This window comes from Halolamina pelagica (assembly GCF_001307315.1).
Classification (GTDB): Archaea; Halobacteriota; Halobacteria; order Halobacteriales; family Haloferacaceae; genus Halolamina; species Halolamina pelagica_B.
The window spans coordinates 2,246,179-2,264,531 of the sequence record NZ_LGUC01000001.1; the positions used below are offsets into that span (position 1 = coordinate 2,246,179).

General features: G+C 55.9%; 17 protein-coding genes. 9 read left to right on the plus strand and 8 right to left on the minus strand.

Annotated elements, in window-relative coordinates; all coding sequences use genetic code 11:
- Window positions 1-114: 114 nt before the first annotated feature.
- The 9 genes from SY89_RS11755 (at window position 115) to SY89_RS16645 (ending at window position 7,823) form a co-directional block, all read left to right on the plus strand.
- Complete coding sequence (locus SY89_RS11755) at window positions 115-543, plus strand: helix-turn-helix domain-containing protein (protein ID WP_054584358.1); 429 nt, start codon at window positions 115-117, stop codon at window positions 541-543.
- 115 nt (window positions 544-658) lie between these two features.
- Complete coding sequence (locus tag SY89_RS16055; protein WP_239685609.1) at window positions 659-907, plus strand: hypothetical protein; 249 nt, start codon at window positions 659-661, stop codon at window positions 905-907.
- A 227-nt stretch (window positions 908-1,134) separates the two neighbouring features.
- On the plus strand, window positions 1,135-1,704 hold the full coding sequence (locus tag SY89_RS11765; RefSeq protein ID WP_144427202.1) for a hypothetical protein: 570 nt from the start codon (window positions 1,135-1,137) through the stop codon (window positions 1,702-1,704).
- 51 nt (window positions 1,705-1,755) lie between these two features.
- Window positions 1,756-2,361 carry a helix-turn-helix domain-containing protein gene (locus SY89_RS11770; protein ID WP_054584361.1) on the plus strand — a complete coding sequence of 202 codons (606 nt, stop codon included), beginning with the start codon at window positions 1,756-1,758 and terminating at the stop codon, window positions 2,359-2,361.
- 289 nt (window positions 2,362-2,650) lie between these two features.
- The gene (locus SY89_RS11775) at window positions 2,651-3,709 is read left to right on the plus strand and encodes a hypothetical protein (RefSeq protein ID WP_054584362.1); all 1,059 of its coding nucleotides are present in this window, start codon (window positions 2,651-2,653) and stop codon (window positions 3,707-3,709) included.
- A gap of 64 nt (window positions 3,710-3,773) precedes the next feature.
- Window positions 3,774-4,103, plus strand: coding sequence for a hypothetical protein (locus SY89_RS11780; protein ID WP_054584363.1), 330 nt, complete (start codon window positions 3,774-3,776; stop codon window positions 4,101-4,103).
- Between the two features lie 134 nt (window positions 4,104-4,237).
- A complete protein-coding gene (locus SY89_RS11785) occupies window positions 4,238-4,417 on the plus strand; it encodes a hypothetical protein (RefSeq protein ID WP_054584364.1) in 180 nt (59 codons plus the stop codon).
- Window positions 4,418-4,643: 226 nt separating this feature from the next.
- Complete coding sequence (locus tag SY89_RS11790; protein ID WP_144427203.1) at window positions 4,644-6,428, plus strand: DUF7845 domain-containing protein; 1,785 nt, start codon at window positions 4,644-4,646, stop codon at window positions 6,426-6,428.
- A gap of 780 nt (window positions 6,429-7,208) precedes the next feature.
- A complete protein-coding gene (locus SY89_RS16645; RefSeq protein ID WP_144427204.1) occupies window positions 7,209-7,823 on the plus strand; it encodes a hypothetical protein in 615 nt (204 codons plus the stop codon).
- Here SY89_RS16645 and SY89_RS18600 read toward each other — a convergent pair.
- The 8 genes from SY89_RS18600 to SY89_RS18615 form a co-directional block, all read right to left on the minus strand.
- Complete coding sequence (locus SY89_RS18600; protein WP_239685610.1) at window positions 7,820-8,056, minus strand: hypothetical protein; 237 nt, start codon at window positions 8,054-8,056, stop codon at window positions 7,820-7,822. The two genes, SY89_RS16645 and SY89_RS18600, sit on opposite strands and share 4 nt — an antisense overlap.
- A complete protein-coding gene (locus SY89_RS11800) occupies window positions 8,053-11,412 on the minus strand; it encodes a DEAD/DEAH box helicase (RefSeq protein WP_239685611.1) in 3,360 nt (1,119 codons plus the stop codon). The genes SY89_RS18600 and SY89_RS11800 overlap by 4 nt, the downstream gene beginning before the upstream one ends.
- Before the next feature lie 29 nt (window positions 11,413-11,441).
- The gene (locus tag SY89_RS16650) at window positions 11,442-12,194 is read right to left on the minus strand and encodes a hypothetical protein (RefSeq protein ID WP_189319159.1); all 753 of its coding nucleotides are present in this window, start codon (window positions 12,192-12,194) and stop codon (window positions 11,442-11,444) included.
- A gap of 263 nt (window positions 12,195-12,457) precedes the next feature.
- Window positions 12,458-14,281 carry a DUF1156 domain-containing protein gene (locus SY89_RS16060; RefSeq protein WP_189319160.1) on the minus strand — a complete coding sequence of 608 codons (1,824 nt, stop codon included), beginning with the start codon at window positions 14,279-14,281 and terminating at the stop codon, window positions 12,458-12,460.
- A 23-nt stretch (window positions 14,282-14,304) separates the two neighbouring features.
- Window positions 14,305-14,937, minus strand: coding sequence for a DUF7680 family protein (locus SY89_RS11805; protein ID WP_054584367.1), 633 nt, complete (start codon window positions 14,935-14,937; stop codon window positions 14,305-14,307).
- Window positions 14,934-15,410 carry a hypothetical protein gene (locus SY89_RS18605; RefSeq protein WP_239685612.1) on the minus strand — a complete coding sequence of 159 codons (477 nt, stop codon included), beginning with the start codon at window positions 15,408-15,410 and terminating at the stop codon, window positions 14,934-14,936. The genes SY89_RS11805 and SY89_RS18605 overlap by 4 nt, the downstream gene beginning before the upstream one ends.
- 44 nt (window positions 15,411-15,454) lie before the next feature.
- Complete coding sequence (locus SY89_RS18610; protein WP_239685613.1) at window positions 15,455-16,801, minus strand: DUF499 domain-containing protein; 1,347 nt, start codon at window positions 16,799-16,801, stop codon at window positions 15,455-15,457.
- A complete protein-coding gene (locus SY89_RS18615; protein WP_239685614.1) occupies window positions 16,798-18,207 on the minus strand; it encodes a DUF499 domain-containing protein in 1,410 nt (469 codons plus the stop codon). The genes SY89_RS18610 and SY89_RS18615 overlap by 4 nt, the downstream gene beginning before the upstream one ends.
- Window positions 18,208-18,353 lie beyond the last annotated feature (146 nt).

The window sequence follows — 18,353 nt, forward strand, 5'->3', positions numbered from 1 at the left end:
CCTCTCGAACCCAGTCCCAGACCCTTCGAACCACACCCTTTGGTGGGGTCTCACAGCCTGTTATCACAGGGCTCGACACAAACCCTTTGCAGAGGGTTCGCGCACCCTTTCAGTATGAGATTCACGCCAGAAACTATCGCGTTCATCGAGGCTATTGATGCGAACGACGGACGCGCATCCATGCGAGAAATTCGGAACCGAACCGATTTGACGAGTGGCCAACGCCAACACCAGTTTAGAAAACTCGAAGACGCCGGATATATCGAGGTAGAGTACACTGATTGGGGGTCGTCGTCGACGGCTCCGATGAAAGTCGCTGTGTTGACTGAGAAGGCAGTAGAGGCTAAGAAAGCCGGGTGGTATCGGTCGCGCGCCGAGAAGGTTCGTGACCGAACGAACGTCGATGTCGCCGACCTCGCCGTCTCTGTCGACGAACTCGAAGACAGAGTCGAGATGACACAGACTTACGTCTCGGAGAGGTTGTACGATAAGCTTGAAGCGCTCGAAAGGCGCGTTGACGAGTTGGAGGCGACGAGTGGTTGAATCGAACACCAAATAGCGCTGTTTGTAGGATTAAGTGAGTCGGGGGTAATCGCCACGTATGGCTATCCATCATAATCCGTCGCTCGGCCAACGTGAGCCACGAGACGGCGATTTAGTGTTGTTCGAGGACTTGGAACCGGGAGATACGGTTTCATTCTTCGAGTGGCCCGTAGAGCCACTCACAGTCATTGCTCGCGAGGAGGATGCGAACGTCGGCGAACGAGTCCGGGTTGAAGCGGAGGGGAGCGAATCGTTCCTGTACGAGGTAGACGGCTATCTCTGGCATTACGTCCCCGAGGAGGAATATGCCGGCGAGGATAATCCATTCCCCGTCGAGAACCTCGTCCACGATTCTACGGACTGAGGAAGTTAGATAACTGGATGAATAATTATCTGAGTATCTATCTAGGTACTTACTGAGATAATCACAATAAATCAGGCTTCCCACGATACCTTCCCGCCAGATTCTGACTTTTCCCTATTCGCCTGATATGTGGTTTTCACGCCTATTCTCTACGTATAGGGCGAATCAGAACACGCACTGAAATTGAAATGCCCTCACATTCACCCACATACATGGAACACGCCCCTGTGCCCGACAACTACTATATCGAAGATATCTGGCATGATAGCCCACTCACTGACGACGAACGCAAAGCCTTCCGTGACCAAATACGCCAACTAATCCTTGGTATCAAGGAGAACACCCATATCGACCTTGGCCACTCAGCAATCGGCGCTATCGACTTCAACAGCTTTCGAGATGAATCCGATGTCAGTATCACTGTCTATCTGAAACCGGACGAGCTAGAGACCAAGCCCGCTGGAGACGAGAGTTTCTGGGATGAAGGAGAGGACCCTGACGCTGATGAGGCGCATTACCTTCGAGACCTCGGACACGAATGGGCGGCACTCGAATACGACATCATCAGTGAGCTCGTCTTGATGCTTGACCTCCCGGAGGTGCCGGTAGAGCTCTCTGATTATCTACTCATTGGTGAAGAGCATGGACCGTGCCTCTTCTGCACGTCTAGCGGTCCGTCACAGGCCTGCTTCTCAATCACCGCGCATATCCCGGAAATAACGCAGCGAATCTACGATAACGCCGAGTTCGAACTCGCTCGCAGGCTCAATATCCCCATCGACGGCTCGGATAAGTAACTCGAACGGCCCAACATTTATTAGAACTAGCTATTACAGTATAGGTAATAGATGTCCGACTCCACATTCACGGATGAGGAAATTGCTATCCTCTACCGGCATGGCGTGAAAGGATTCATCGCTAATTCAATTAGAGAGGCGAAACTAACCACTATCAGAGAATGGAGGGCGAACGACCAAAAAAGAGCCCTGCTCGAAGAGTACGATGAATCCCCGCTCGACATGAGCCATATCCTTCTAGATACGCTTGCTCACACAGAGCGGAATACCCCTCTGGAACCCGGCACCGAAGCCATTGAATTCGTCTTCAGCGACTATCTCATTTCGATTGCCGATTCGATAGCTCAAGATGTATACGAGAATTTCTGCGAACTGATGGAGAAGAAGCAGCAGTCGTCTCTTCTTTCAAAGAAGCAGTTCATCGTGTATATTCTGTTATGGAATGACCCACCGGAGACTCCAGCAACATCTCGACAGTGCACTGAACAAATGGTAGCGGATATGCTCGAAATCGCTGTCGGGACCGTTCGCAGTCACCACGGTCGCGCTAAGGACAAAATCGAACGTGCTCGGAATACGGTCGACCTCGTTGATTACGCGAAAGTCGACTGGGACACGTTCCCCGACGAATCTTCAGAACTAATCTCTAAAGCGTAATCGGGACAGGAGGATGAGGCCCTACGAAAACGATTCTTACCTAAGCGCCTGTTCTTCGATGCCGTAGAAGTCTTCGACAGTTTCCTCGCGTCCGTTTTCGCGTGCTTCGTCGTACTCAGTAGACATGACTAAGACGACATGCCAGCCGACTACATCCGTCACGTCTCGGCGAAGCGATTTACAGCGAAAACGCAGGGTCAGTTACAGCGGAAACGTGGGGTCACTCATTCTGAACGGGGAGTGTAGCGGGGGTTTTATCGGATATTCAACCCTTGGTCGTCGTACTGCGATGGTCGCGCCCCAATATTTCTTCTCCACGTTGGCCCAAGCGAGCGCCGCTATCGTCGGGTTCGTGATTGCAGTTGCCGCTGCTCTCTACTCCCTAGAACGCCAACGAGTCGAGCGCAGAACAGACGAGTACCGGGAAGCGCTGACCGATTTCAAGAACAGGTACGGGTTTGCCCTGATGACGCTGGATTCGATGCTGGAGGGAGAGGGAGGGGACACGACACATGAGATGACCGACGACCTCTCTCTGAACAACGACGAGTTGGAAGAGCTCGTACGTGAAGAATACGACGAGAACCCAGTCACATCGTTGTACTTAGCTCACGTCCGTAGAGTTCTCGGAATCTTCCATCAAATTGGGCCAGAGAACGACTACATCCTCTCACCTGATGAGCTGGAAAAACTCCGGCAAAGCGTCTACTGGATGTATATCCAATTCAATAATATTGGAGATGAACCCAACTCCGCGATTAAGGAGTTCATCAAGGAAGCCACCGGGAAACATTACTCTGAGCACGACAAGTCAGCAGGCATCACGCTATTCGGCGATTACGGGGACATAACCGGCTTCGGTCCGTTCCAGCTTCAGGAGTGGTTCGAGGAAAGGAGAGCCGTTGAGTCCGAGGTACTCAGACCAACTCCTGATGAAGATGATGTACTTGATATTCGAGATGAATACATCACTGGGGATAACTTCTGGTCGATTAAGATACTCTCTGAGTACCTGCATAATGATTTTCAGAAGGTGCGGCGCGAGGCTGTCGGGACAGCGATTGATTACGATTCCGGGATTCGCCCAGTAGTGAAAGTCTCTTCGTACCTCATTCTCGTCGGTGTGATACTCCCTACGACGTTCTTGTTCAGTGCCCCGGTGACGCTTCCGACGTGGTTCATCCTCCTGAGTCAAGTACTGCTCCTTCTGGGAACGCTCGCATTGGCTCTAACGCTCGTTGAGTTCGTCTTTCGGTCGGCGGAACCGACGAATCAGATGGGAGAGACAGAGAACCTCAGTAAGTTCTCTTCAGTGGTGATGGAGATACTTCCAAATCTTCCGTTCTAACGGTTACAGCCGAAACACGGGGTCTGGGCGAGGACTTATCAGGTCAGATAGGTTGCTGATTCACATGGGCGAAGATATTGAGGATATCTTTACCAAAGGAGGGCTCGTCATCGTTTTCTTATTTGCTGGTCTCGTCTGGTACCCGTCTATCTTAGAGCATGCAGAGAACCCGAGTGAATCTGCGAATATTCTGAGTGATGGCATTGTCTTGCTTGTCTACTCTGTATTCCCGGTGAGCCCGCTGGCGGTGTACGTGGATTTGGCTGTTGCAGTCGTTTCCTCGTTTGTCGCTGCAAACTCACTGAATGCTCGTGGGAAGGGAATCATCTTCGCTGCGGGTGCTGGATGGGTTCTCGCGAATATGCTGATGACCGCGTTGAACCCGCCTGTATAACCTTCCTCCCCTACTCCGGACTATGCGCACACGCGAGGAAGCTTTGGTTTCAGTTATCTGCCCTCGTGTCTAGGCCGGTTCATTACACCATTAATCTACAAAGCACCAAAGCAGTCTAAGCCCGTTTCCGTTGTATGATTCGACGGTCCCCGAACATCCGCAGCAAGCACTTCGAGGTTGATGAAAAGGAAGGCGAATACACCTGCAAGACGTGCGGCGGCACGTACGAGGAAGTTGATGCCATAGTCCACCTCATGAAGGTCCATGGCTACGAGACAGTGGACATCATCCTTGATGAGCCACTGGACGACTAACACAATTTTCACTCGGCGAATTCCACCCTTTTACAGGATGCTTACCGACTCTTTCAGATTTTACTGGCGGCGTCGAGAAGCATCCGTGTTGACATCACGGCTTTAGTCGGACGTATCCTCGGCATAGGTTAGACCTCCCGGTCGGCAGCTCGTCGATGAGGAAGGAGAATCGAGGCATCAACTCGATTATCCCGAATCGGCACGGTCGCCGGTTGGTCAGAACAACATGAAAGAGAACGACTCGAACCCGCATAAGCGTAGCGGGAACACGCCTGAATCGCCCGAAAACAGAGAGAAGACCCCAATTAAGGTTATTGACTATACCCCCCGGACACACGGGGTAGACGTGTTTTTCCAGCTTCTGGATGACAACGAGCTCTACGACGCTCTAGCGGACCTACAGCGTCAACACAACGAGAAGAACGGCTACCGTGGCCGAAGTGGCCACCCGCACCACGTCGGCGATATCAATCCATCATGGACGCCCGGTGACGAAGAGCACCACGTCGGCTTCTACTCCAGTTCGACAGGCATCGGCCACCTCAACGAGAATGGAGATTTCGTCTGTTACGAAGACCAGCGCCTGCGTCTCTTCGAGAACATCGACAACGGAAAAGCTGCGACCACCGCCGCGAAGTGTACTCTCACGCTCGAACCTCGTGGACCTCACCTTGTCAACAGGGAGAAAGAGCCCTTCGGATATCCAAAGGCCGTCGACGGTCAGCGCTACACTGGGACGTACATCAAAGCGCAAGTCTCCTACGCGACAGACCTCAGTGAGTCTCTCGGCTGGATTCGCGAATACTTCGAGCACCTCGACAACGAGCTCGGAACGTCCCTCATGGCCTACTGGGACCCCATCCCGGAGACGCTCTACTTCTCCGGTCTCGAACGCTACGTCCGACACGACCTCGCGTCGATGGGACGCATCATCAGCACTCAAAGAAACACAGCGCGACTCATCCACACCGGGAACGAAGGCGAGGAAGGGACCGTCAAAGAAGACATCCGACACGGAGAACATTCGATTTTCTCCGTGAGCTCGACAGAGTTCGAGCACCTCGGCTATACCGCTGGGCCTCGCAGTGATAGCGGCCGGCTCAGAGTCAAGAAGGACAAAATCAAGACTTACAGAGCGAAGAACGCCGACCGATATTCCGAGGAGAACTATCGTTACCATCCAAAAACCGAATCGAAGGCGTTGAAAGGGAAACTCCATGCGAGCGCATGGAGTGAAGTCGTCGACCGCCTCGACTCGATTCTCCTCCATCACCTCGAAATGGCCGCCATCGGCGAAGACGACCTCGTCTCTGACGACTACTTCCGACCAGTCGACAAAGATGGTGAGCCCGAAGACGACGAGACCTTCGAGACTCGCGAGTATCAAGCGCCAGAGGGTCGAATCGCCTCTCTGCGAAAGGCATGGGAGGGAGAAGATGCGCGACGCAAACTGGAAGGCTTCATCCTCCACTCGAAGACTGAGTCGTATCGAGATATTCTGAACATCCTCATGTTCGACCCCGCTCACGGCGGGCGGAGTGTCACATACGAGTATCTTCAAAAGAAGACTGGACTCTCCTACAGTGCCGTTCAGCGGAACGTTACGAAGCTCACTGACGCACGAATTCTCCACAAACTACACGAAGGGTGCATCTTCGTCAGTTGGGCCAGTCAAACTGCCTTCGAACGTGTCCGTGATTGGCTCCGAGACTACTTCGACCCGAAGGGAGTCCTCACGAAAATCAAGGAGCGCGCGGAGGACAGAGTCTCTGCACGCATTGGTAGGAATGACGAAGCGGAAGAAGTCAAGCAGGAGTCTGACGAAGCAGTCGTTGAAGACGAAGACAGCGATGGTGTCGACTTTGTCGACATCTCCGGTGGAAGCATGCTGGACGAGGATACTCAAGCCGGGCTCGACGAAGTCTTCGCCGAAGCCCGCGAGAAAATGGAGTCCGGAGAGTGGGACGACTTCGGGTCCGGTCATGCTATGACTGACGGCGGACCCGACTAAGCTCAGAACTCACCCGCTACAGCCTCGGTCGACAGCGGTAGCTCTGGCGTTTCTGGCGTCTTTTCGGTGGGTTAGTAGTCTCCGAGTGGAGAATCTCTCGCAAATTTTCTAGACCATCCCTTAATCTCGACTGAACACTCCATTTCTCAGCCATTACCCACGACATCCCTCGCACACAGTTGTTCAAAAATACAGTAAGCTACCTACAGTTACCTCTGGAGTCCGAGGGAGATACGCTTCCGCCGGTAGGATTCGGTCGTTCTCGGACCCATTCACGGGTTCGCTCTTTTCGGTTCGGTTGCAATATCCCCTTAGTCGTTAAGCCGCTAACAGCAAAATCTGAATTGAACAATCGAGAGTCCGTTCTCTGTAGGGAAACAGGGCTATGACTCAGGTATAATCGGTGAAATTCGGGCGCGTAGTGCTATTTTTCCCCGTTTAGAGTGTAGTTCCCTTCGTAGCACGGTGGGATTACGTTTGGTTTGCAAAACTCTCTTAGCCACCAACACAATTCTCGGGCCGACCTACGAATCTGGGTAGACAAGGTGGTCTTTCCATTGGGGAATCGCGCGGCCGTACTTCTGGCCGAACGACTGACCACATCCGAGGCAGACCCAGTGGCCTGAGTGTTCTAACTGGAGTTGCGGCTTTTCGTCCTGCATTTCCGGGCAGTATGGAGGCATGCCCTCTAGAGAGTACGAGACTGCAAAGGGATATCCCGGGACGCTGGTCCAGTAACAACACGCCTACAACTATACAGGCTCCATCAGAATAGTCGACGTGGATATCTCGCCATCAATCGACCGACTGGAACGTCGATTCGTAGAGCGACCGGCAAACTATCTCGTAGAGGCTGAGCTCACTTTCGAGCTGAAGGAGATTCTCAACGACCAACTACAGCCAGCACGTCTCTCCGGAACTCACGATTCAGGCGGTTCCCGCGGAGACATACCGGACCATTCTGAGTACGCTGACGCAGTCATCTCCACAGAGAGTATCGACCGAGCCCACTGTGAAGTGAGCGGGACGAACTTCGGGCTCGGAAGCAGTCAAATGAAGCTTGACCTCGTACTCTTCGACGAAGAGGTTCACCTATCCCTCGAAGGGGGAAGCAAGAAGTTCCGAGCCGAAGACCTCGTCACAGCTGTCGAAGTCAAGTTCATCAAGAACGCCAAGTACCTCCGAGAAGACTCCAAGCGGTTCAATCTCATCGCGGACGATATCGACCGGTTAGCCGGCCTCCCTGACCACGTCGACACTTACTGCCTCGTCTTTGGAAACTTCGACCTCGCACGTCGGCCGGATACTGAGGAAGCTCTCACGAGCCTGCAGCAGAGGGGAGAGGGCGTCGAGGTGCGCCACACGCATCCGCGGAGTAGTGTTGGGTCGGACTAACTATCGTATCGGCGTAGCCAGTCGGTTACCTGTCTCCGGCCGACCGATTCGTCGGGGAGCGGAACGTCAAGCGTCAGCCGACGCTGGGTTTCCGTTGCGTACGTCGCAACATCAGCCTCTGAGACGGCAGAGGGCTCCGTCCAAACACGCGGGCCGGCTTCTCCGACTTTCCCAGCTACACGAGTCACTTCATCCTCGATAGTCTCGCCCAGCTCCTCGATGAGGACGTTCAACAGGTGGTCGAACAGTTCGTGCTGGGGAAGGGGAATGACGACCGAGGGGTACCACTCCAACACCCCGGGTCGAACGAGACCAGCACCTCGTCGTCGTCGGCGTACATCGACTGGACCGTGTCCTCTGGCGGGTCCGAAGATATCGGCGGGTTAGTGTTCTCAGGGATAGTCAGCCGGTAGAGCTTCTGGTAAGGGGCATCCTCGTCTTCAGTTAGCTGTCGGTCGAGCATCTCGAACGTCCAGCCCTCGTTCCGGAGAACCTGACTCTGCGTGAAGAGCCGCTTCACGACCTCCGGGTCGATGAGCGGTTCGAACGGCCGGTTCGGATAGCCGATTTCGCCTACGTCAGGATGGGATTCGGTCCACCCGTAGAGCTTGGCCTCCTCGATGATATCCTCCGGCTGAATCTCGTCGAGGTCCTGTGCCAATCCGACCTGCTTGGACTTCTGTTCGGCTTCCTTCGACTGTGCCTGCGCGCTGTCTGCGATGTCGGAACCGGACTTCGCCGATTCTCCCATTGCGACACTCTCGACCTCTCCCTCAAGACCATCGAGAATTGGGCGGAGTGGGCCCACAGCCTGCTCGAAGAGGTTGATGCGCTCACCCAGTCGCTCGTAGATGTCCTCCTCGACGGTGTCGTCGTAGATGTAGTTCCAAACGAGCACCTTCTCGTTCCGCTGGCCGATTCTGTCGATACGGCCGATTCGCTGCTCCACGACCTGCGGGTTCCACGGCATATCGTAGTTAATCATCGCGTCGCAGGTCTGGAGGTTCAGCCCTTCACTGGCGGAGTCCGTACAGACGAGGACGGAAAGGTCGCCGTCGGGGTCCGTGAACTCACGCTTGACGCGCTCTTTGCTCACGTTCTGCCACTCCCCGTCGTCGGCGTCGAAGACCTCGCCACCGTCCCCGGAGTACGTGCCTACGTCGTTGTGGCTGACTTGGACTTTCTCCTTGATGGCGTCGAGCGTGTCCTTGTATTGGGTGAAGATGATGACCGTGTCACGGGCGAGTGCACTGAGTTCCGAGAGGTCCTGCATCAACTGCTCCAGCTTGGGGTCCTCCGGCACGTCGTACAGCTGTGAGATGAATTCCTCCAGCTCACTCAGCTCGAACTCCCGAACACGCTCCCCGTCAGAACTGTTCGCACCAATTTGGTCCACGCGAAGTCCGTACTCACGCCGGAGCACTTCCTCCCGTTCGGAGATGGCTCCTGTCTGAAGGTCGCTTTCGGAGACCTCGGTAGCGTCGCTCAGTCCGGAACGGAGGTTCTCGCGTCGACGCTTGAGGGACTGCTCGATTGCGTGGAGGCTGGAGGTCAGGCGCTGCCGGTAGGTTGTCATCACGAACCCGATAGCCGTCTTCTCCTTGCCCTCCAGCAGCTTCTTCGACTGGTCGTACACGTCGCTGATGTAGCTCTCTACTCGGTCGTAGAGCGGCTCCGCGTCCCCGAGGTCGACGGACCGAGTCTCGATGTCCCTCCGGGGAATGTTCTCGTTGAGGAGCCCTGCCCGCTTACACATGCGGAGGGTCTGCCGCGTGTTTCGGAACACGCGAGACTTCACGGGTGTCGTCTCCTCCCCGATGTCGAGGAGGAACCGAAGGCTCTCGACCGAGAGCTCCGAGAACTTGTCCTCCCACCCGCGGGTTCCGAGCTTCCCGATACCGAGAACCCGCTTGAGCCGTCGTCGTTCGCTCAGGGAGAACCCTTCGTCGTCGACGCGCTCCTCGACCCATCGGGCTACGTCGTCGTGGGACTGCACGAACGACTGAATCATCCCCGCCCACGTCTGGAGATGGGTGATGCCCTCGTACGGCTCGTAGTTCCACTTCGACGCGAGGTCCGGGAGAACTTCTTCGACAGTCAGCCTGTCGGCGGCGCCGATGTCGTCGAGGGCCTCTGCGAGCTCCTGCTGCATCTCGAAGTACGTGTCGAACGACTCCCGCTCGTTCCAGCCCTCCGGGAGGTCGCACACTCTGAGGAGGTCGAACAGCTCGGTGATTTCCAGCTGCATCGGCGTCGCCGTCAGGACGTAGCTGCAGGCCGTGTCGTTCTGGAGTTCGGTGAGCAGGTCGTAGAGGTTCGTCCCCTCGCGACCGTGGTGCGCTTCGTCGACGAGCGTCAGGTCCCACTCGAAGTTGTCCTTCGGTGGGTCGCCGGGATGCTCCTCCTGCCAGTGGACGCTCGGCGAGAACATCCCCATGTTCCCCGTCCGTCGGGCCGTGTGCCACGAGGCGAGGACGACCGTCGGCTCGTCCCGGTCGTCGACGAACTCGCCGATGTGCGAGTCGTCCCACGCGTCGAGAGTCTCGTACTCCGAGAGGGAGTGCTCGACGCCGTAGGCGTCCCGCAGGACGCGCTGTGCGCCGCTGTACTCGTAGGAGTAGGCGTTGATGTTGAACTTCTCCAGCAGCTCCTCCTGCCACTGTGGCTGGACTGTCGCCGGGACGAGCAGCAGGGCGTCACTCACCTCGCCGATGGTGAGCAGTCGAGAGATGGTCAGCCCGGCCTCGATGGTCTTCCCGAGCCCGACCTCGTCACAGAACAGGAGGCTCTCGGGGTAGATGCTCGCCGCGGTGTCGGCGATGACGCGCTGGTGAGGCCACGGCTCAATCGAACTGATGTCCTCGGCCATGTGCATCGCGCCGGGGAGCAGCCCGTGTTCGTCGGCGATACGGGTGACCGTCGCCTCGGAGGCTGGCGGCTCGCTCGACTTCTTCAGGCGTTCGACGTGCTCCTCGACCTCGTCGTCGGATTCGGGCTGCCAGTCGAGGATGTCCTCCTCGATGGCGTCGTCGATGGCCGTAACCTCGACATCCTCGTGAGTCTCGTTCCAGAGTCGTTCGAAGGTCGCCACGTCCTCCTCGACGTACTCGTTCTCGACCTCGTCCCACGAGCGGTGGACCTTGAACCGCTCGTAGTTCCGGTACCACGCGTTGTACGTCTCGTTGATACTCCCCTCGAACGTGATGCGGTTCCCGTCGGCGTCGGTCGCGATGCCGAGCTTCGGGTGGAAGATGCCCGAGTCGGAGTTGTTCCGCGGCTCGCCGATTTTGAGTTGCAGTCGCCCTTCGTCCATCATCTGGGCGATGAGCGCGAGCCGTGACTCGCCTTCCTCAGAGAGTGGTGCGTCGTCGGTGAGGACCGGTTTGTTCTCCCGGCTCAGCTGTTTCGAGGCGATGATGCGGATTTCACCGTCGGACTCGAACGCGGACTCGATGCCTTGTAGGGCGTCGGCGAGGTTCTGGAGGCTCAGGTAACCGGCGAGGCGGTCGTATTGTAGGGACTCCTTCAGCAGAGGACGATAGAAGGTTGTGACAAGTGTTTCATCGCCTCTGAAAGAGCTTTCATACACGCGCTTCCAGCCATTGTCAGATAACCCCATTAGGATTGGAAGTCCTGAAGAGTCGTACGGCTACTTTCCTCCGATTCTGTACTCGTTATAGATGCCTCATCAATATCTAATAGGTCTCCTGTTTCGCCTGAGGCTAGATTCACAAGTAATTCTCGGTCCGGATGTTCATCAGGTAATACTTGAATCAGACTTTCAGCAGTCCTTTTGAATGAAGTCGAATTCTGAAGGTCCCTGTCTTGCAACCAATTCCACGTGAAGTCGCTGCCCTTTGTCTTGAGTACGTTAAGTGCTGCGTGGACTGCGTCGATATCGTACTCAAAGGAGCTGTCAGTCGGGTCAACAGGGTATGCTCGCTTTCTTCTCTTTTCCCCAGCCTCTAGTGCCGAGAAATCTCTGACGCGGTAGTCTTGGCCCTTGATAACCACGTCATCACGACTTTTACTCCATATTTTTGTGCCTTGTTTCACATCATCAATCTGAACTCCGACACCGAGGCCTAATTGACGAGCTTCATCGTAGGGCACATTTTCTGTCCCATACACTAACCACGTCAGTACATACCACGTGCTAAGTGAGTCAACAGATTCGAGGTCGCCAGATAATTCGTGTTTAATAATCACCTCGGTTACTGCTGCTCTCGCTTCGGTTAGTGCCTCTTTCGGCCGTACTGGGTTATCTCTGTCATCTACGACTGGATATTCTTGAGTGAAGACTTGCAGAGTGGGGCCGAAAGCACTGATAATCATGTCCGTCTTCGTGAGGTTATAGTCGGACTCTAGCAACTCATTGGCCTTTTGACGTGCTACAGACCGCGTTTCATCCTTAATATCTCGCCATAGTGTCGGTGTCCGGTTTTTCGGTTTCTGTTTAGGCTTCCGACAGGTGAGAAGAAGCGTACTGTCGGCAGAAGCATTTTTTTGGACACCAATCCGATTTGGCACTTCACTAGTAATAGTGTGAGTTGCTGAGATTATGAAGCCGGAGCGTATAATGGACATAGTAAGAGAATCCCACGCGTTGACCTCTTTGTCGGTAAAGTAGATGGTTAGTGTTCCCCGGGCTGTAGAACTCGAAAAGCCTCAGAGAAGATATCACCCATTTTGTTCTCATATCGTTCTCTTGCGGCTTCTGCAGTAGATTGACCTTCTTCCGGATTCACAATAACCGGATTCTCCACCGCTTCATCGGTCTTGTTGGTCTCTGGAGGTCCAAAAGCATCTACGAAGATATCTCCCAAATATTCTCGGAGCCAAACATGGAATGCATCCGCTATCTCAGAATACATTATATTATCTCCGTATGGAGGGTCTATGACAACGCTCTGGACGGATGCGTCCTCTAAAGGAAGGTCACCAGCATCGCCTTGATGCACGTCCGCTGCATCGTCAATATGGTCCACGTAATCTGCCGTATCTTCATAACTTTCTAGAACGTTATCGGCCTCCGACTGATAGCTGTACGTGCCCGTCATCAGATTGCTTTCCCCGAAGTGCCACTGGAATGAGAAATTATTGTTCCCCAGCATATTGTCGGGAGAGCCATAGTCTGCAGTAATAGGATTGAGCCTTGAATTCCGACGGATTAGTTTTACAGAGATGAATGAAAGGAGTATGAGTATCAGCTCTGACTCCTTCTCAGAATGCTGCTTGATTATATCAGCCTTCACTTCTTCAAAGGCCTCCAGATATGTAGCGTGCGTCAATAATTGTCTTGGGCTGTACACATCACGCCATTGCTCTACACCGTATGGAACTGCTCGGTCGTAATACCCCTCATAGCGCTCAGTAGCTAGTAGAGTTGAAAGTCGTAGGTCAGAGTCGACCTTCTCTCTCGCCCTTTGTATGGCCTCTTTATCAGCTTTCCTTGGTGAATGGTACTTGGTTCCTGCAATGGTCTTTTCGTACCTCACACCACACACTTCAAACTCAAATTCTCCATTATTGAACAATTCAACAATTTCTGACCGTTCCGTTACTACCTCACAAAATGGACATTCTGCGTCTCCTCCGCTCACAGAACCACCGCTCGGGTCATAACCTTCTCTGGTATCCGTCTTTGAGGGGTCAATAACCTGAAATTCAAGCTCCCCTTCGTTCAGAGTTGGGTAGATTGCAGCATCGCGTCTCCGATTAAAGTACCATCTATTCGATATTGGGAGCCTTTCACCACATGATGGACACTTGATACTGTATGCTCGGTAATAGTGGTCTGGGGCGATACCATTTCGCTTCGGGAAATATTCCTCCAGTTCTTCCCGAACCTTTGCTTCAATGTCCTCCATCCATTCACGCACATCGGATTCAATTGACCCCACCGTGGGTGCGTAGTCTAGGATGACTTTGTTCAGCAACCATGCAACCGGATTCAGTTCATTCGCAATTGTGGGCAACCCATATCTCAAAGATTCGAGAGGTATTGTGCCTCCTCCCGAAGTGGGGTCAATAACCGTTGGAAGCTCTCCGTCCCACTGCTCTCTCAGAGTGTCATGGAATTCAGATAATCTATTCTCTGATGGGACTCGGCGGTGGGGATAGTCATATTCAAAGTGTTCTTCTATGCTACCGCTGCGATTGTCCTTTGTCGAGTACTTCTGAAGAACATAATCGGAGATACTCCCACTTAGTTTCTTATTTGGCCCGACACACATGAGCTTCAGTAGCTCATCGTTTGTCGTGTCCTCCGGGAGGATAGACGCTAGTAACGCTAGTCGAGTTGCTGCAGTAGGCCGGCGTGCAAACCATTTGAAGATATTCCGATGGGGAGACATTGTTTCAGGATTTGCCTCCTTCAGACATTCAATCCCTACTGTTTTCGTAGGAAGAATAGTCTCAGCTTTCACTGGCCGAAATTCACTATCGTCGGATTTCATGGGTTTGTTATTGTTAGTCATTATTACAGATGTCCTGCTAGAAGTACTCTGAGTGCCTTGATGCCATTTTCGCTGGATGGAGACCGGCACTTCGCGTGCCAGTAGTAGCACTCCTCCAGACTCATCCGGGCGATACTGTCCGCGACGGTCGTCAGCTTCTCGTACTTCTGGAGGCGCTTCATCGCGAGGAACGCGATAGTCAACCGAACCCCACCGCTCTCCGAGAGGACGACCGAGCCCTCCCCGCGCATCACGAAGTCGGTGTCAATCCCGCTGTCGGTCAGCACGTCGCGGACCAGTCGGTGGACCGCCTGCTGACGGCTGTCGGCGAGGGTGGTGATTTTCAGCGCGCACCAGTCGTCCCAGTTCCAGTCGTTGGGCGCACGGGCTGACGGCGCGCCAACGCCGGAGAGGTCGAGGACGCCGGTTGAGTCCTCCTCCGCGTCCGGAATCGCGTCCGTGATACCGGTCCGCGTGAGCCGCCGATTGCTGTTCGCGCGGCTGAACCGCTTCTGGCGTCCGTCGGCGAGGTCCTCGGGAATCAGTTCGTAGAGCGTGAGGCCGGCGTCGTCGCCCAGTCGACGCGTCAGGGCGAACGTCGGTCGACCGCCGTACATGCTGCTGCCGTAGGCGAACGACTCCGCCTCGACACTCATGCACTCACCTCGCCGCTCTGTTCTGACGCCTCTTTCACGATACCCGAGACCACCAGTTCGAGGTTGTTAATCCCACCGAGGGAATCGAGTGCTTCCTCCAGCGCGTTGAGGGTGGCCTCGCGGGAGTTGTCCTCCATCGACGCCGCGTCGACCATCAGGACAGCCTCGCCTTCCGAGTCGCCGCCGGCGCTAATGAAGCTCTCCGGGATGTGGCTCGTGCCGAAGTGGTTCGCGAACTCGTCGACGGAGCCCTCGAAGCCAGCCTCGAAGACGCTACCCGCGGTGTCGGCACCTTCCGCGACGTACTCGAACACGATTGAGGTCGCGTCGCCGATACCCTCCAAGTCCTTGAGCGTGTTCGAGATGAACCACGCTCGCTCCCAGACTTGGTCGCCCTCCAGTTCGATTTCGATGGAGTCGACCTCGACGACGATGTCGCTGCTGGACACGTCGTAGTTGTCCCGAAGGCTCATCTTCCGCTGGTCGATGGCACTGTTGACCTCCGAGAACGCCCCGGTTACGGCCTTCGGGGTGTCCGTTCGAGCGTTGAACGAAAGCTCGGACCGCGTGGTCGGTTCGCTGATTCCGCCACCGCCGCCACCACCACCGCCGCTGCCCCGCCGCCGATATCGTCCTCTTCCTCTTCTCCACCTTCGTCGTCTTCTTCCTCTACCGGGAAGGTGAGCTCCTGTGCGTCAAGCAGCTTCTCGCCGTCGCCGTAGATGTGGTGCTCGTCGCTAATCAGAACACTCGACATCGGGAGGCTCGTGGCCATCTCCTCGGCGTCGGCGAGTGTCTTCTCCCCTTCGGGAGTGGTGACCGACATAATCTCCGAGCAGTACCCCTGCTCGGCGTCCTCGTCCCAGAAGACGAACGAGGACATGCTGGTCAAGTCCTCGTCGTCGCCGCCGTCCTTCCCGACGGTGATGTCGCGGATGGTCGCGCGGAGCGGTCGCGGGTCGAGGAGAATTCGGATGTCCGTTCGCTTGGAGACGAGCTTCCGGATTTCCAGCGTGGTCATCGAGTCCGGGTCCGACTGCCAGATACGGGTTCGGAACCACGTCGTCCCCAGCGCGCCTTCGTCCTGCGTGATGAGCTTGTCGAGGCTTTCGAGGTTCTCGAAGACGATGTCGTGCAGGTCCGAACTGTCGTTGACGGAGTCGATGGTCTCGTTCGACAGCCCGCCGGAGTCCGGGTAGTAGAGGTGCCGGTAGGACTGTCGGACGGATTCCCCGAGGAGGGCAGACTCCTTCTGAAGACGTTCGTCGAGGTCGTCCCGCTGGGCACTGTTGAGCTCGGCCTCCCACGCTTCCCCGTTCAGAATCCGCTCCATCGCTTTCACGCGACGGGCGTGGTTGAGCGCGCCATCCGTTTCCTGCTCGCCAGCGACGAGGAACACGACGTTGTTCCGGTAGACGCGCTTCTTCTCCGAGCCCGGAGAGTTGCCCGTCTTGTTGGCCAGTGTCTGCAGGAGTTCAGGCGGCTCGTCGAGGTCACCCGTGACGGTCACCGCGTCGAAGCCCATCACACAGAGCCGCACTGTGTCGTACTCGTCTGGGACCTCATACGGTGCCTGTGGGTCGTAGATTGTCTCGAAGACGCCACCACCGAGCGCGCCCCGAATCGACTGTTCGAGTCGGTTCCGGGCGACACCGGCCTCGATTTGCTGTGCCTCGTTCGTGATGAGCTTCGAAATCTTGGGTTCGCCCTTGAACCGGAGGAGACCGTTCTCCGTCTCGTACAGGAAGAACGCCTCCGTATCGGGGTTCGAGCCCGTCTCGTTCAAGTTCTTCAGGGCGTCGCGGTAGTGGTCGAGTTCGACGCCGGGCTCCAGAATCATCTCCCAGAGCTTCCGGCGGTTCACCCCACGGCCACGATTACCCCGGATACGATGCTCTTCCAGAGGATGCTCGTCCCCAGATGGGTCGCAATCGGTGGGTGACCCATCGGCGTCCAGTTCTCGTCCTCGTACTGGCAGGCCGCCTTACCCTCCCTCGTGAACACGTCGGACTTGGAAGCTGTCCGGAGGTCTTGGTCGATGTGTTCGAAGAGTTCGAGAAGCGTCGACCAGACGTACTCATCGGACGGATGCATATCGAACGCCCGCACGAGGTGACGCTGGTCGTTGGTCCCCTCGTCGTCGTCCCAGATTCGGTGAACGGCTCGTGAGACTAGCTTGAGTGCCCCGCGGGTCCGCTGGAAGTTCGGCAGCGTGTCTATCTCCTTCCCGAGCAGGTCGATGAGGGTCGGGTGGAATGGGTACGTCCGTTCGAGCTGGTCACGGAACTCCGCCTTCGTCACCCTGTCCGGGAGCTCGTCTTCGAATCGACGGTAGTAGTTCTGGTACTCCTCGGCGACTTCGGAAGCCACGCTGTCGTCGACGGACTCGAACAGGCGGTGACGGAGGACAGCTGCCACCTCGTCGTCCTCAGTCGGCGTGACGGAGTGCTCTGTGCGCTCGGAGATGTCGTCGAGGTCGTCGATGAGCTCCTGAACCTCCTGCGCTCGCTCCTCGAACGCGGTGGCGGAGACCGAGAGGATGACCGTCACTGCGTCGCTGTTCTGACTGGCACGCATCAGCGACCACAGGAAGGAGTTCGTCTGGTCGGCCAGCGTCGACTCTTCGACGCCGACGGCCGCCGCCTGTTCGAAGTATTGCGCGACCTCGTCGATAAGGACGAGACCCGGGTCGTCGAGCGTATCGAAGAGGTCGACGATGTCGGACTCTCCGGGGGCGATTTGCTCGTCGTCGTACTCGCTGAATTTCGCGTATCCTTCTGCACCCGCCAGCTGGTAGGCGAGCTCGCCCCACATCGTCTGCGTATTGGGGGCGTTCTCGTCTTCCTTGTTGCACTTGGCGTTGGTCGCGCTGACGTAACCTCCCTCGAACACGGCAGTCCGAACAGAAAGGTCGTCTTTGATGCTCTCGAACTCCTCCCGCACCTCTTCGTCGACGATGTACTTGTCGAGGTCTTCGACTGCTCCCGGGTTTCGAGAGAAGTGGTAGGCGGCTATCTGCGAGTGGGTCTTCCCGCCGCCGAACACGGTGTCAAGCGAGAGCAGGCCGTCCGCCCCGCTGAACTCACCAGCTTCCTTGCCGGCGTATCGCTTTGCGAGGAGGGTGAGCAAGTCCTGCAGACCGTCAGTCGCGTACGTTTTCGAGAAGAACGTATCCGGGTCACCGTAGATGTCCGGTGCTTCGTCGGGCCTGAACACCACGTCCGAGAGCTTCGCAGCGAACTCGTTCTCCGAGAGCGTTCCCGACAGCACGTCGTCGTGGGGAACACACGACTCGAAGAGGGTAGGAATTTCAGGAGCCATCTGGTGTTGGTAGTAGCGATGTAGGGGGTCAGTAAATTAGTTGCGTCTGTGAGATGAGTCTCACCTACTGTTCCCATAGCCTCATTCGATAAGGA

Excerpts from the sequence above, each read along its gene's own strand:
- SY89_RS11755 (WP_054584358.1), top strand. The coding sequence starts at position 115 with ATGAGATTCACGCCAGAAACTATCGCGTTCATCGAGGCTATTGATGCG.
- SY89_RS11770 (WP_054584361.1), top strand. The coding sequence starts at position 1,756 with ATGTCCGACTCCACATTCACGGATGAGGAAATTGCTATCCTCTACCGG.
- SY89_RS11775 (WP_054584362.1), top strand. The coding sequence starts at position 2,651 with ATGGTCGCGCCCCAATATTTCTTCTCCACGTTGGCCCAAGCGAGCGCC.
- SY89_RS11780 (WP_054584363.1), top strand. The coding sequence starts at position 3,774 with ATGGGCGAAGATATTGAGGATATCTTTACCAAAGGAGGGCTCGTCATC.
- SY89_RS11785 (WP_054584364.1), top strand. The coding sequence starts at position 4,238 with ATGATTCGACGGTCCCCGAACATCCGCAGCAAGCACTTCGAGGTTGAT.
- SY89_RS11790 (WP_144427203.1), top strand. The coding sequence starts at position 4,644 with ATGAAAGAGAACGACTCGAACCCGCATAAGCGTAGCGGGAACACGCCT.
- SY89_RS16060 (WP_189319160.1), bottom strand. The coding sequence starts at position 14,281 with ATGAAATCCGACGATAGTGAATTTCGGCCAGTGAAAGCTGAGACTATT.
- SY89_RS11805 (WP_054584367.1), bottom strand. The coding sequence starts at position 14,937 with ATGAGTGTCGAGGCGGAGTCGTTCGCCTACGGCAGCAGCATGTACGGC.
- SY89_RS18605 (WP_239685612.1), bottom strand. The coding sequence starts at position 15,410 with ATGAGCCTTCGGGACAACTACGACGTGTCCAGCAGCGACATCGTCGTC.